At 70.9% G+C, this 12,913-nt stretch carries 13 protein-coding genes and 1 tRNA gene; 10 read left to right on the top strand and 4 right to left on the bottom strand.

The window, feature by feature from the left end:
• Positions 1–234: 234 nt before the first annotated feature.
• The 8 genes from purS (at position 235) to purM (ending at position 8,314) form a co-directional block, all read left to right on the top strand.
• A complete protein-coding gene (gene purS, locus B073_RS0117655; RefSeq protein ID WP_018539413.1) occupies positions 235–498 on the top strand; it encodes a phosphoribosylformylglycinamidine synthase subunit PurS in 264 nt (87 codons plus the stop codon).
• Positions 495–1,253 (top strand): phosphoribosylformylglycinamidine synthase subunit PurQ, encoded by a 759-nt coding sequence (gene purQ / locus B073_RS0117660; protein ID WP_018539414.1) that lies wholly within the window; start codon positions 495–497, stop codon positions 1,251–1,253. Before purS ends, purQ begins: the two co-directional genes overlap by 4 nt.
• A complete protein-coding gene (purL, locus tag B073_RS0117665) occupies positions 1,250–3,499 on the top strand; it encodes a phosphoribosylformylglycinamidine synthase subunit PurL (RefSeq protein ID WP_018539415.1) in 2,250 nt (749 codons plus the stop codon). The genes purQ and purL overlap by 4 nt, the downstream gene beginning before the upstream one ends.
• A 140-nt stretch (positions 3,500–3,639) precedes the next feature.
• A complete protein-coding gene (locus B073_RS0117670; RefSeq protein ID WP_199788163.1) occupies positions 3,640–4,179 on the top strand; it encodes an ArsR/SmtB family transcription factor in 540 nt (179 codons plus the stop codon).
• 28 nt (positions 4,180–4,207) lie between these two features.
• Complete coding sequence (locus tag B073_RS0117675; protein WP_018539417.1) at positions 4,208–4,411, top strand: hypothetical protein; 204 nt, start codon at positions 4,208–4,210, stop codon at positions 4,409–4,411.
• A gap of 108 nt (positions 4,412–4,519) precedes the next feature.
• Positions 4,520–5,317 (top strand): maleylpyruvate isomerase family mycothiol-dependent enzyme, encoded by a 798-nt coding sequence (locus B073_RS0117680; RefSeq protein WP_026247490.1) that lies wholly within the window; start codon positions 4,520–4,522, stop codon positions 5,315–5,317.
• Positions 5,318–5,650: 333 nt separating this feature from the next.
• The gene (gene purF, locus B073_RS0117685; RefSeq protein WP_018539419.1) at positions 5,651–7,210 is read left to right on the top strand and encodes an amidophosphoribosyltransferase; all 1,560 of its coding nucleotides are present in this window, start codon (positions 5,651–5,653) and stop codon (positions 7,208–7,210) included.
• Between the two features lie 33 nt (positions 7,211–7,243).
• Positions 7,244–8,314, top strand: a complete 1,071-nt coding sequence (purM, locus tag B073_RS0117690) for a phosphoribosylformylglycinamidine cyclo-ligase (RefSeq protein ID WP_018539420.1) — start codon at positions 7,244–7,246, stop codon at positions 8,312–8,314.
• A gap of 116 nt (positions 8,315–8,430) precedes the next feature.
• Here the strand turns inward: purM and B073_RS0117695 are convergent, their stop codons facing one another.
• Both B073_RS0117695 and B073_RS0117700 read right to left on the bottom strand, forming a co-directional pair.
• Positions 8,431–8,676, bottom strand: coding sequence for a DUF3073 domain-containing protein (locus tag B073_RS0117695; RefSeq protein ID WP_018539421.1), 246 nt, complete (start codon positions 8,674–8,676; stop codon positions 8,431–8,433).
• A 313-nt stretch (positions 8,677–8,989) separates the two neighbouring features.
• A complete protein-coding gene (locus tag B073_RS0117700; protein ID WP_026247491.1) occupies positions 8,990–10,093 on the bottom strand; it encodes a Glu/Leu/Phe/Val dehydrogenase dimerization domain-containing protein in 1,104 nt (367 codons plus the stop codon).
• 206 nt (positions 10,094–10,299) lie between these two features.
• Here B073_RS0117700 and B073_RS0117705 point away from each other — a divergent pair, with 206 nt between their 5' ends.
• Both B073_RS0117705 and bldC read left to right on the top strand, forming a co-directional pair.
• Complete coding sequence (locus B073_RS0117705) at positions 10,300–11,136, top strand: hypothetical protein (RefSeq protein ID WP_018539423.1); 837 nt, start codon at positions 10,300–10,302, stop codon at positions 11,134–11,136.
• A gap of 500 nt (positions 11,137–11,636) precedes the next feature.
• Positions 11,637–11,843 carry a developmental transcriptional regulator BldC gene (gene bldC / locus B073_RS0117710; protein ID WP_003980577.1) on the top strand — a complete coding sequence of 69 codons (207 nt, stop codon included), beginning with the start codon at positions 11,637–11,639 and terminating at the stop codon, positions 11,841–11,843.
• 533 nt (positions 11,844–12,376) lie between these two features.
• Here bldC and B073_RS0117715 read toward each other — a convergent pair.
• Both B073_RS0117715 and B073_RS0117720 read right to left on the bottom strand, forming a co-directional pair.
• Positions 12,377–12,613, bottom strand: coding sequence for a DUF6274 family protein (locus B073_RS0117715; protein ID WP_018539424.1), 237 nt, complete (start codon positions 12,611–12,613; stop codon positions 12,377–12,379).
• 218 nt (positions 12,614–12,831) lie between these two features.
• Positions 12,832–12,906 (bottom strand) — tRNA-Asp (locus B073_RS0117720).
• Positions 12,907–12,913: the final 7 nt, after the last annotated feature.

Here is a 12,913-nt window from a genome sequence, read left to right on the forward strand (position 1 = left end):
GGGATCAATGCTTTTTCATTTGTACAGCGATGGGCATTGCATTGTGAAGCCCATTTAATTTCGTCAGCGTGTCCTGCCGCAATCTGGCCCCCCGTTCTTTTCGGAGATTTTTCCTGGCGGGCACTCCCGCCGATACCGGCCCGTGATCGGGGCCGTCGCATATCTATGCGCGTAGATTTTCGAACACGGTACTGTGAGGTCACCGCCTTACGCACCACACCACCGGGAGTGCCAGTGGCACGCGTCGTAGTCGACGTCATGCTCAAGCCGGAGATCCTCGACCCGCAGGGGCAGGCGGTGCAGCGCGCACTGCCACGCCTGGGATTCGAGGGGATCGCCGACGTCCGTCAGGGCAAGCGTTTCGAACTTGAGGTGGAGGGCCCGGTCGACGAGGCCGCCCTCGCCCGTATCCACGAGATGGCCGAGACCTTCCTGGCCAACACCGTCATCGAGGACTTCACCGTCCGGGTCGACGAAGCCGTGCGGGCCGAGTCATGACGGCCCACCCGTCACCCACCACCACCCGTGACGGAGGCCCTTCGGGCCGCGGCAACATCCGGGTCGGAGTCGTCACCTTTCCCGGCACGCTCGACGACCGCGACACCCAGCGCGCGGTCCGGGCGGCCGGGGCCGAGGCGGTGCCGCTGTGGCACCGCGACAAGGACCTCCACCAGGTCGACGCCGTGGTCCTGCCCGGCGGCTTCTCGTACGGGGACTACCTGCGGGCCGGGGCGATCTCCCGGTTCTCGCCGGTGATGGAGACCGTGATCGAACAGGCCCGGGCTGGGATGCCGGTCCTGGGCATCTGCAACGGCTTCCAGGTCCTCACCGAGACCCACCTGCTGCCCGGCGCGATGCTGCGCAACAACCACCTGCATTTCATCTGCCGCGACCAGAAGCTGCGGGTGGAGAACGCCGCCACGGCCTGGACCACCGACTACGCGCCGGGCCAGGAGATCAGCATTCCGCTGAAGAACATCGACGGCCGCTATGTCGCCGACGAACGCACGCTGGACATGCTGGAGGCCGAGGGCCGGGTGGCGTTCCGCTACGTCACCGACGGCCCGGCCGCCGACGGCTACGGAAACCCCAACGGTTCGCTCCGCGACATCGCCGGCATCACCAATGAGGCGGGCAACGTCGTCGGCCTGATGCCGCACCCCGAGCACGCCGTCGAGCCGCTGATCGGCACCGGCCGCACCGACGGGCTCGGATTCTTCACCTCGATCCTGAAGAAGCTGGTCAACGCATGAGCCTGGACACCGTCAAGCACGCCACCGAGACGCCCGGCGCCGACCAGCCCTGGGCCGAACTCGGCCTCAAGGAGGACGAGTACGCGCGGATCCGGGAGATCCTGGGCCGCCGCCCCACCGGCGCGGAGCTGGCCATGTACTCCGTGATGTGGTCGGAGCACTGCTCGTACAAGTCGAGCAAGGTCCATCTGAAGCAGTTCGGCGAGAAGGCCCCGGAGAACGATGCCCTCCTCGTCGGCATCGGCGAGAACGCCGGTGTCGTGGACGTCGGCCAGGGCTACGCGGTCACCTTCAAGGTCGAGTCGCACAACCACCCCTCGTACATCGAGCCCTACCAGGGCGCGGCCACCGGCATCGGCGGCATCGTCCGCGACATCCTGGCCATGGGCGCCCGCCCGGTCGCGGTGATGGACCCGCTGCGGTTCGGCGCGGCCGACCACCCCGACACCAAGCGGGTGCTCCCGGGCGTGGTCGCGGGCATCGGCGGCTACGGCAACTGCCTGGGCCTGCCCAACATCGGCGGCGAGGTCGTCTTCGACCCCTGCTATCAGGGCAACCCGCTGGTCAACGCGCTCTGCGTGGGCGTGATGAAGCACGAGGACATCCACCTCGCCAAGGCGTCCGGAGCCGGCAACAAGGTCATCCTCTACGGCGCCCGGACCGGCGGCGACGGCATCGGCGGCGTCTCGGTGCTGGCCTCCGAGACGTTCGACTCCACGGGACCGGCCAAGCGGCCCGCCGTCCAGGTCGGCGACCCGTTCCAGGAGAAGCTGCTCATCGAGTGCACCCTGGAGATCTTCCGGGAGAAGCTGGTCGCCGGCATCCAGGACCTCGGCGGCGCCGGGCTGTCCTGCGCCACCAGCGAGCTGGCCAGCGCCGGCTCCGGCGGTATGCGGGTCGAGCTGGACACCGTTCCGCTGCGCGACTCCTCGCTCTCGCCCGAGGAGATCCTCATGAGCGAGTCGCAGGAAAGAATGTGCGCGATCGTCGAGCCGGACAAGGTCGACCGCTTCCTGGAGATCTGCGAGAAGTGGGACGTCATCGCCACCGTCATCGGTGAGGTGACGGACGGCTCGCGGCTGGAGATCTTCTGGCACGGCGAGCAGATCGTCGACGTCCCGCCGCGCTCGGTCGCTCACGAGGGCCCGACCTACCACCGCCCGTACGCCCGCCCGGAGTGGCAGGACGCCCTCCAGGCCGACGACGCGGCGAAGCTGCCCCGCCCGGCGGACGCCGACGGGCTCCGCGCCCAGGTGCTCCGCCTGGTCGGCTCGCCCAACCAGGCGTCCAAGGCGTGGATCACCGACCAGTACGACCGCTTCGTCCAGGGCAACACCGTGCTGGCGCAGCCCGAGGACTCCGGCATGGTCCGGATCGACGAGGAGACCAACCTCGGCGTCGCGGTCGCCACCGACGGCAACGGCCGGTACACCAAGCTCGACCCGTACGCGGGCGCGCAGTTGGCGCTGGCCGAGGCGTACCGCAACGTGGCCGCCACCGGCGCCCGGCCGCTGGCCGTCTCCGACTGCCTGAACTTCGGCTCGCCCGAGGACCCGGCGGTGATGTGGCAGTTCGCCGAGGCCACCCGCGGTCTCGCCGACGCCTGTCAGGTGCTGGGCACGCCGGTCACCGGCGGCAATGTCTCGCTCTACAACCAGACCGGTGAGGCGGCGATCCACCCGACCCCGGTGGTCGCGGTGCTCGGCGTCATCGACGACGTCACCCGCCGCACCCCGGTCGGCTTCGCGGAGGAGGGCCAGCTGCTCTACCTCCTCGGCGACACCCGCGAGGAGCTGGGCGGTTCGGCCTGGTCGCAGGTGGTCCACGACCACCTGGGCGGGCTGCCGCCCCAGGTCGACCTGGAGCGCGAGCGGCTGCTGGCGGAGATCCTGATCTCGGCCTCCCGCGACGGCATGATCGACGCCGCGCACGACCTCTCCGACGGCGGCCTGGTCCAGGCCGTGGTCGAGTCGTGCCTGCACGGCGGCAAGGGCGCCCGCCTGGTCGTCCCGGACGCGCTGGACCCGTTCGTCTTCCTCTTCTCGGAGTCGGCGGGCCGGGCGATCGTCTCGGTGCCGCGCAGCGAGGAGCTCCGCTTCACCGACATGTGCGGTGCGCGGGGGCTGCCGGCCACCCGGATCGGCGTCGTCGACGGCGAAGCGCTCGTGGTCCAGGGGCAGTTCACGCTTTCGCTGGCCGAGCTGGGGGAGGCCCACGAGGCCACCTTCCCGGGGCTGATCGCCTAGCGCGCCCCGTCGACCGACCGTGCCGGAACGGCCCGCCAGGAGTACCTGGCGGGCCGTTCCGCCGTTTCCGCCACCGCGCGAGCGGCGGGTTCCTCCCTTCTCCTCTTGCTCGTAATTACGTAATTCCGTAATCTGCTGTCGTGGATCTGGAGCAGCGGGTGGCCGAGCTGGAGCGTCGCCTGGCTGAGCTGGAGGCGGCTCTCGGGGAGGGCGGCGCCCGGCCCGCCGGGCCGACGCCCGCTCCCTCGCCCGTGCGGGACCCCGGTGACGCGCTGTGGGCGCTGAACGGGTTGAAGGAGCAGTTCGCCGGCCTGGGTGCGGTCAACGGGGGCGTGATGTTCACCGGCGCTGTACGGACGCCGGCCGGGCTGCGCTACGAGTGGCAGTACGGCCTGCCCACCGACACCGTCCTGGACGGTGACTGGGCGGCGGCCGCCGAGTCCTTCGCGGCGCTCGGCCAGCCCGTGCGGCTGCGACTGCTGCGCGAGATCCTCGGCGGTCGCTGCACCGCCGCGGAACTCACCGCGCTCGACGGCATGGGCACGTCCGGCCAGATCTACCACCACCTGCGGCAGTTGACCGCCGCCGGCTGGCTGCAGACGGCCGCCCGCGGCCGCTACGAGGTGCCGGTCGAGCGGGTCGTGCCGCTGCTGGTGATGTTGATTGCCGCCGGACGATGACGCCCGGCCGACTCTTGGGGAGGACCACGTGTACGACAACCGCGCTCTCTGGCCCGCTGCCATAGCGCTCACCGCGCTGGGCACCGCGCTCTTCGCCTTCGCGATGCAGCTCCACCTGGCCTACGAGGAGACGTATGTGGAGGGGCTCTCCTACTTCGCCGGCACGGCGTGGGGCCTGGCCCTGATCGTCGGGGCGTACGCCTGGGGCGGCCGCCGCCTCAGCAGCAGCTGACGGTCGCCGGCCCGCTCCCGGACGTCCGCGGCCGGGACACCCGGGCGGCACCCTGACCGTCCCCGGAATCCCGGGCCGGCTGTCAGTGGTGCCGCCTAGGCTTGCCATATGTCACCTGCCACGCGCACACCGCGCGCCCGCCGCTACGACCCGGCCAGGACCCGCGCCGCCGTGACGGCCCAGTACGCCCATGTCCGGCGGGTCGTAGGGGAGTTGACGCCGGAGGAGCTGGCGCTGCCCACCCGGCTCGGCGACTGGACGGTGCGGGAGCTGGCCGCGCATCTGTCCATGGCCGTCGGCAGCGTGGCACGTGCGCTGCGGCAGCCGGCCCCGGCCGCGGCGGAGGTCACCCTGCTGGAGTGGCCGTCGGTGAGCGCGCAGTACGCCGCCGGGGTGGCGGAGTCCGTCCATCGGCCGGCGGCCGAGCAGGACCCGGTGGAACTGCTGGAGCGCACCGCCGAGGAGTACGCCGAGGCGGTGGCGCCCGAGCCGGACGACCGGGTCGTCCCGACCCGTCCCGGGGCGATGCTGCTCGCCGACTACCTCGTCACCCGCTGTGTCGAACTCGTCGTGCACACCGACGATCTGGCCGCCGCCCTCGGCCGGGAGATCCCCTTCGACCGGCACGCCCTGGCCACCACCACCCGGCTGCTGGCCGACGCGCTGGCCGCCCGGGCGCCCGGCGGTTCGGTCGAGGTCCGGGTGCCGCCGTTCGCCGTGGTGCAGTGCGTCGAGGGCCCCCGGCACACCCGTGGCACCCCGCCCAACGTCGTCGAGACCGACCCGCTGACGTGGATACGGCTGGCCACCGGCCGCACGGGCTGGGCCGAGGCGGTGGCCGCGGCCACGGTCGGCGCCAGCGGTGAACGCGCCGACCTCGGCGCCCTGCTGCCCGTCATGAGCTGAGCGGGCCGCGGACCGCCCGCGACCCCGCGTCACCGTCCACCGAGCCCGTCAGAAGGCCGATCGGCGCGACGTCGCGCATCTCACACCGCCGCTGCGCCGAACATTGCCACCCGGCCGAGGCCGACGTGGCGGCGCCGCCCGACGTACCCCGCGCGGGCGGCGCACCCCGTGGGACGCCAGGCGCCCCAAGGGCTGCGGGGCCCGCATGGCCGAAAAACGCCGTCGGAAGGTCATGGCCATGTCAGGCGCATCAGCTCCCCGTTCATGCACTCCTCCAGCCGCCCGGCCATCCCCGGTTCGGATGAATGCGCGACCTGGCCTAGACTCTGGGACGTGCCACGTGGTGACGGACGACTCAACCACGACCTGCTCCCCGGTGAGAAGGGCCCCCAGGACGCCTGCGGCGTCTTCGGTGTCTGGGCCCCGGGAGAAGAGGTCGCCAAACTCACCTACTTCGGGCTGTACGCGCTGCAGCACCGTGGACAGGAGTCCGCGGGCATCGCGGTGAGCAACGGCTCCCAGATCCTCGTCTTCAAGGACATGGGCCTGGTTTCCCAGGTCTTCGACGAGACCTCCCTCAGTTCCCTCCAGGGCCACATCGCCGTGGGCCATGCCCGCTACTCCACCACCGGTGCCTCGGTGTGGGAGAACGCCCAGCCGACGTTCCGCGCCACCGCGCACGGATCGATCGCGCTCGGCCACAACGGCAATCTGGTCAACACCGCCGAGCTGGCCGAGATGGTCGCCGCGCTGCCCCGCGAGGGCGGCCGGGCCACCCAGGTCGCGGCGACCAACGACACCGACCTCGTCACGGCCCTGCTGGCCGGCCAGGTCGACGAGGACGGCAAGCCGCTGACCGTCGAGGAGGCCGCACCGCGCGTCCTCCCGAAGGTCCGGGGCGCCTTCTCGCTGTGCTTCATGGACGAGCACACCCTCTACGCCGCCCGCGACCCGCAGGGCATCCGCCCGCTGGTCCTCGGCCGGCTGGAGCGCGGCTGGGTGGTCGCCTCCGAGTCCGCCGCCCTGGACATCGTCGGCGCCAGCTTCATCCGGGAGATCGAGCCCGGCGAGCTGATCGCCGTCGACGAGAACGGCCTGCGCAGCTCGCGCTTCGCCGAGGCCCGCCCCAAGGGCTGCGTCTTCGAGTACGTCTACCTCGCCCGCCCGGACACCGACATCGCCGGTCGCAACGTCTACCTCTCCCGGGTGGAGATGGGCCGCAAGCTGGCCGCCGAGGCGCCCGCCGACGCGGATCTGGTGATAGCGACCCCGGAATCCGGCACCCCGGCGGCCGTCGGCTACGCCGAGGCCAGCGGCATTCCCTACGGCTCCGGCCTGGTCAAGAACTCCTACGTCGGCCGGACCTTCATCCAGCCCTCGCAGACCATCCGCCAGCTCGGCATCCGCCTCAAGCTCAACCCGCTCAAGGAAGTCATCCGCGGCAAGCGGCTGGTGGTCGTCGACGACTCGATCGTCCGCGGCAACACCCAGCGCGCCCTGGTCCGGATGCTGCGCGAGGCCGGCGCCGCCGAGGTCCACATCCGGATCTCCTCGCCGCCGATCAAGTGGCCGTGCTTCTTCGGCATCGACTTCGCCACCCGCGCGGAGCTGATCGCCAACGGGCTGAGCGTCGAGGAGATCGGCAAGTCGCTGGGCGCCGACTCGCTGGCGTACATCTCCATCGACGGCATGATCGAGGCGACCACGATCGCCAAGCCGAACCTCTGCCGCGCCTGCTTCGACGGCGAGTACCCGATGGAGCTGCCGGACCCGGAGCTGCTCGGCAAGCACCTCCTGGAGTCCGAGACCAAGGCCCCGGCCGCCTCGGACGTGGACGGCGTCCGGACGCTCACCGCGGGGATCGGCGGCGCCGACGCGCTGCGTCGCCCGTAGAGCTCGTACCCACCCAAACGAAAGTTCTCAGCCATGTCCGCTGAATCAACCGGTGCCAGCTACGCGAGCGCGGGTGTCGACATCGAGGCCGGCGACCGTGCCGTGGACCTCATGAAGAAGTGGGTGGCCAAGGCCACCCGTCCCGAGGTCGTCGGTGGGCTCGGCGGCTTCGCCGGCCTCTTCGACGCCTCCGCGCTCAAGCGCTACGAGCGTCCCCTGCTGGCCTCGGCCACCGACGGCGTCGGCACCAAGGTCGACATCGCCCGCAAGATGGGCGTCTACGACACCATCGGCCACGACCTGGTCGCCATGGTCGTCGACGACCTGGTCGTCTGCGGCGCCGAGCCGCTGTTCATGACCGACTACATCTGCGTGGGCAAGGTCCACCCGGAGCGGGTCGCCGCGATCGTCAAGGGCATCGCCGAGGGCTGTGTGCTGGCCGGCTGCGCGCTGGTCGGCGGAGAGACCGCCGAGCACCCGGGCCTGCTGGGCGAGGACGAGTTCGACGTCGCCGGCGCCGGCACCGGCGTGGTCGAGGCCGACCGGGTGCTGGGCGCGGATCGTATCCGTACGGGCGACGCGGTGATCGCGATGGCGTCCTCCGGACTTCACTCGAACGGGTACTCCCTCGTCCGCCACGTCCTCTTCGACCGGGCCGGCCTCTCCCTGGACCAGGAGGTCCCGGAGCTCGGCCGCACCCTCGGCGAGGAGCTGCTGGAGCCCACCAAGATCTACTCGCTGGACTGCCTGGCCCTGGCCCGCACCTGCGACGTGCACGCCTTCTCGCACATCACCGGCGGCGGCCTGGCCAACAACCTGGCCCGGGTGATCCCGGACGGCCTGCACGCCACCGTGGACCGCACCACCTGGGCGCCGGGCGCGATCTTCGACCTGGTCGGCCGCGCCGGCTCGGTGGAGCGCTTGGAGCTGGAGAAGACCCTGAACATGGGCGTCGGCATGATCGCCGTCGTCCCGCAGGAGTCGGTGGACGTCGCCCTGACCACCCTCGCCGACCGCGGCGTGGACGCCTGGGTCGCCGGCGAGATCGTCGAGCGCGGCGCGCATGCCGAGGCAGTGACCCTCACCGGTGACTACGCGGGCTGACACCGCCGCCCCGCGGGGCCGCCGGCCGGGCGGCTCCGCGCAGCAGAGAACCCGGTCCGGGGGTTCCCTGGACCGGGTCCGTGATGGTGTTGTGAGCCCCGCGAGCGCGCAGAGTGTCAGGCGCGACGACGCTGGTGCGAGGTGTGGCCCTCGTCCTCGTCGTCCTCGCCGTTGTAGCGTTCTGCGTACCGCGCGTACGGGTCGTCGTCCTCGTCATCCTCGAACGGCTCGCGGTTCGGAGGTTGCTGGTTCGACTGCGATGCAAGCTCGTCGGCCAGTCGCGAGAGATCCGTCCCACCGCTGCTGTACTTCAGCTGGCGGGCGACCTTTGTCTGCTTGGCCTTGGCCCGGCCGCGCCCCATGGGTCGACCCCCTCAGTGACGGGGCTCGTCGGCCCCAGAGTCTTGACACGCGTTCATGATTCAGAGCGGACTCTCAAGAGAGAGACCGGCCCCTAGAGCTTTAACGGTACCTGCTTCCGCGGCCATACGGTACGTCGCCCGCATCACCCACCGCTCGGCATGACCGGCACGGCGCCCCGTCCACGCTGGTCAACTGCGATTTTAACCTGTCCTGTACGGCGACCCGCCGACGGGTGGTGAGGGATGTCTCCCCGACCACCCGCCAGGGGTCGCACAAGGGTGTGTTTCCGGCCACACCCGCCGGGCGTTCTGCTCAGGGGCGGCGCGCCTCCGCCATGCGCGCCTCCGCGATCCGGTCGGCCGCGGCGGCCGGCGGGATGCCGTCGGCCTTCGCACGAGCGAATATCGACAGCGTGGTGTCGAAGATCTTCGCCGCCTTGGCCTTGCACCGGTCGAAGTCGAAGCCGTGCAGCTCGTCGGCGACCTGGATCACGCCGCCGGCGTTCACGACGTAGTCGGGGGCGTAGAGGATGCCGCGGTCCGACAGGTCCTTCTCCACCCCGGGGTGTGCGAGCTGGTTGTTGGCCGCGCCGCACACCACCTTCGCGGTCAGCGCCGGCACCGAGGCGTCGTTGAGCGCGCCGCCCAGCGCGCACGGTGCGTAGACGTCCAGGCCCTCGGTGCGGATCAGCGCGTCGGTGTCGGCGACGGCGGCCACCTGGGGGTGCCGGGCGAGGACCCGGTCCACCGACTCGGCGCGGACGTCGGTGATCACGACCTCGGCGCCGTCCTTGAGCAGGTGCTCGACGAGGTGGTGGCCCACCTTGCCGACGCCCGCGATGCCGACCCTGCGGCCGCGCAGCGTGGGGTCGCCCCACAGGTGCTGGGCGGCGGCCCGCATGCCCTGGAAGACGCCGTAGGCGGTCAGCACGGAGGAGTCGCCGGCGCCGCCGTTCTCGGGCGAACGGCCGGTGGTCCAGCGGTTCGTCCGGGCGATCACGTCCATGTCGGCGACATAGGTGCCGACATCGCAGGCGGTGACGTAGCGGCCGCCGAGGGAGGCCACGAACCGGCCGTAGGCGAGCAGCAGTTCCTCGGTCTTGATCAGCTCGGGGTCGCCGATGATCACCGCCTTGCCGCCGCCGTGGTCCAGCCCGGCCAGGGCGTTCTTGTACGACATGCCGCGCGAGAGGTTCAGGGCGTCCAGCACGGCCTCGTCCTCGGAGGCGTAGGGGTGGAAGCGCGTACCGCCCAGGGCGGGGCCCAGGGCGGTGCTGTGGAGGGCGATCACGGCCTTGAGGCCGCTGGCCCGGTCCTGGCAGAGAACGACTTGCTCGTGGCCGCCCTGCTCCGTGCGGAACAGGGTCTGCAGCACGCCGCCGGAGGCGTCTGCAGGGGCAGGACGTACGTCGGTCACTGTGGTGACTCCCATAGTCGCGGAGGACGCCCTCCTAAAGGGTGGGGAGGGCCGGTTGGGACGAGCGTAAGACCTGGAGGCGGGTTGATCGGTCAGGTCGGGAGGATCACCCCCTCCCGGGGGACGGGCGTGGCACGATCTGCCGTGACCGGACCGGGCGGGGGCAGGCAACTCCGGGCGGTGGACTTTCCTTTGGAGGAGCGGGCGTGGCCTTGGCGTCGTCGGTGCGGGTCCCGTATGTGGCGTATCTGCGGGTCTACGAGCCGCTGGCAGCGTTCCCCGAGCCGGAGCGCTCCTACTGGGCGCGCTACGCCGCCCGCGAGGACACCCCCACGGCCGTTGACGAGCAGCGCCGGGCGCTGGCCGACCTGCTGCCGACCCCGCCGGTGCCGGTGCCGGTCCACGAGAGCGGTGACGCCTTCGTCGCCGTCGTGGACGAGGTGACCTGCGTCTGCCCCTGGCGGACCCGGCTGCGCGGCTGGCAGGCGCTGCAGGGCCTGGAGGAGCTGCTGCCGGCGTCGGTGCTGGACGCCGCGCTGCCCCCGGTGGTGCGCCGGCAGGCGGCCACCGACTACGAGCGCTGGCGCGAGCGCAACCCCGACGCCCGGCCGTGGATCCGCGCGGCCACCTGGCACGTCCCGGTGCGCTGGTTCGTCCTCTTCGACGATGCCGAGCGGGAGTACACCAAGGGTGACCCGGCGGCTCTGTTGCGTTATCGCACGCCGATGGCGCAGGCGCGCCGCAGGGTTGCGCGCGGACTGCGTACGCTTCGGGATGCCCTGGAAGAGGGACCGCTGATCGACGGCCTGGTAGATGTGGGGCGCTGGCTCGAGGAATTCCACCCGCGTTCGCTCGTGGAGCTGGACTACGGAGGGCTGGTGCACGCGGTGCCCGAGGGGCAGCTCGCCGAGGACCGTTCCGTCGCGGACGTGGCGGAGGGCCTGACGGCGCTGCGCGCGGGGGACGGCGAGCGGGCCGGCGCCGCGTACGAGAAGCTTTCCCGGCGGTGGCGCGGAGTGCGCGAACGCCAGTTCTCCAGCTGAACCCCAAAGGCCCGGGGCGGAGTTGCCGGCAGGAGCGTCCGCTGACGGGACGTACGGGACGTAGGTCCCGATCCGGGCTATTGCCCCAAGCGTGACCTAAAGCACTGACTTCGGGTCTTGCTCCCAAGGTGCACCCTCGTGCCAAAATAGGACAAGGAGCCTGTCTTGGGCTCCTTCCGTCCAACTAAGGGCGGATAGATCGGTATTGCGCTCCTTGAGGGGTCTCGTGGCGGCTGGACACGTTGTGACTGATCGTCACGGGTGCGTGACTGTCCGCTATGGCACGGTCCATCGGCTTCCGCCGAGGTTGAACACCTGAGAGGGCAATTCCATCGGTTTGGCCGACGTGGCTGGACAGATGGTGTAGTTGTAGTGCCGAGGACAAGCCGTTCGTCCTATAACCGACTCGGCCCGCGTCTGCCATTTCGGGCAACGTGGGTCAAGGTGCAGAATTTAGAGGAAAGAACCGTGATGGTTCGGTTCTCCCGAGGAGGCCGCTCATGACCGCTCGCACCCCTGACGCCGAGCCGCTGCTTACCCCCGCTGAGGTCGCCACGATGTTCCGTGTGGACCCGAAGACGGTGACCCGCTGGGCCAAGGCAGGCAAGCTCACGTCCATCCGCACGCTCGGAGGGCACCGGCGTTACCGCGAGGCTGAGGTCCGCGCACTGCTCGCGGGTATTCCGCAGCAGCGCAGCGAGTCCTGAATAACCGCATAACCAGGCTGTTTTCGGGCCCCCCAACCCGGAAACGCCCGTTTTTGCGCCACAGCTCCACCTGCTTCACCACGCTCCAACAGAGCTCATACGACGCGGTGCCTGCCCCAACAGGCCCCACATCCGCTCCACCGGGTACGTCGTCGATCGCGCTGGACTCCGCCGGGTCCGGCGCGATCTCTTTTTTGTGTGCGGCCGCTCCCGGGCCGCTCGCGGCGCTCGGGCCGCCCCGGCGCCTGCCGACCCCGGGAGGCGCGCCAGGACCCCTTCAGGGGCTTTGAGGAGGCCCGTCAGACCGGACCTGGCGGTTTCGTTCGGGAGAGCTGGGACGGTAGTGCAATTGCACATATTAAATTGACGGGGTGTAGGGGGGTGGGAAGTTCCCCATCCCGCGAAACATGTTCGGTGACTCCCGTCACGTCGCGGGCTTCTTGAACGGCGCACGGCGCTGGGGTATAGCGCCTTCCCGTCGTTCCGCTGTCAACAGCCTCCCACCACGCGGACGGTGGCGCAGGCGTCGTTGGTCACCGGCCGGCGGGACTTTCGTCCTCCGCCGGTGGCTCGGAGGCGGCCTGGGAGGGGGCCGGGGTGGCCGGAGGGGCGTCGGGCCCCGAACGGGCGCCGTGCGGCTCCATGGCGAGCCGCAGCAACTGGTGGCAGACGGGGCACTGCCGGGTGCGGTGGCGGTAGCCGTAGCGCAGGGCCGCCGACAGGTGGGCGCGCAGCAGCGCCCTCGTCTCGTGCCGTACCGCGGTCGTCATCGCACGCCACCTCCCGGCCCCACGCCTTCTGATGAGTTGAGTACCGGCGGCAGGTGCCGCCGTCAAGATGGCCGCCCGCTTCCGTCCGCGCCTTCGGGCCGCCGTCCGCGGGTGCGTGCCCCGTCCCGGACAGCGCGACGGCCCGCACCGGGGAAGACCTGGTGCGGGCCGGAAGAACAGAACGGCCCGCACCGGAGAACGGTGCGGGCCGTGAGAGGCGGTCCTGACGGGATTTGAACCCGCGGCCTCCACCTTGACAGGGTGGCGAGCACTCCAAACTGCTCCACAGGACCTTGCGTT

This window comes from Streptomyces sp. MspMP-M5, assembly GCF_000373585.1.
Lineage (GTDB): Bacteria > Actinomycetota > Actinomycetes > Streptomycetales > Streptomycetaceae > Streptomyces.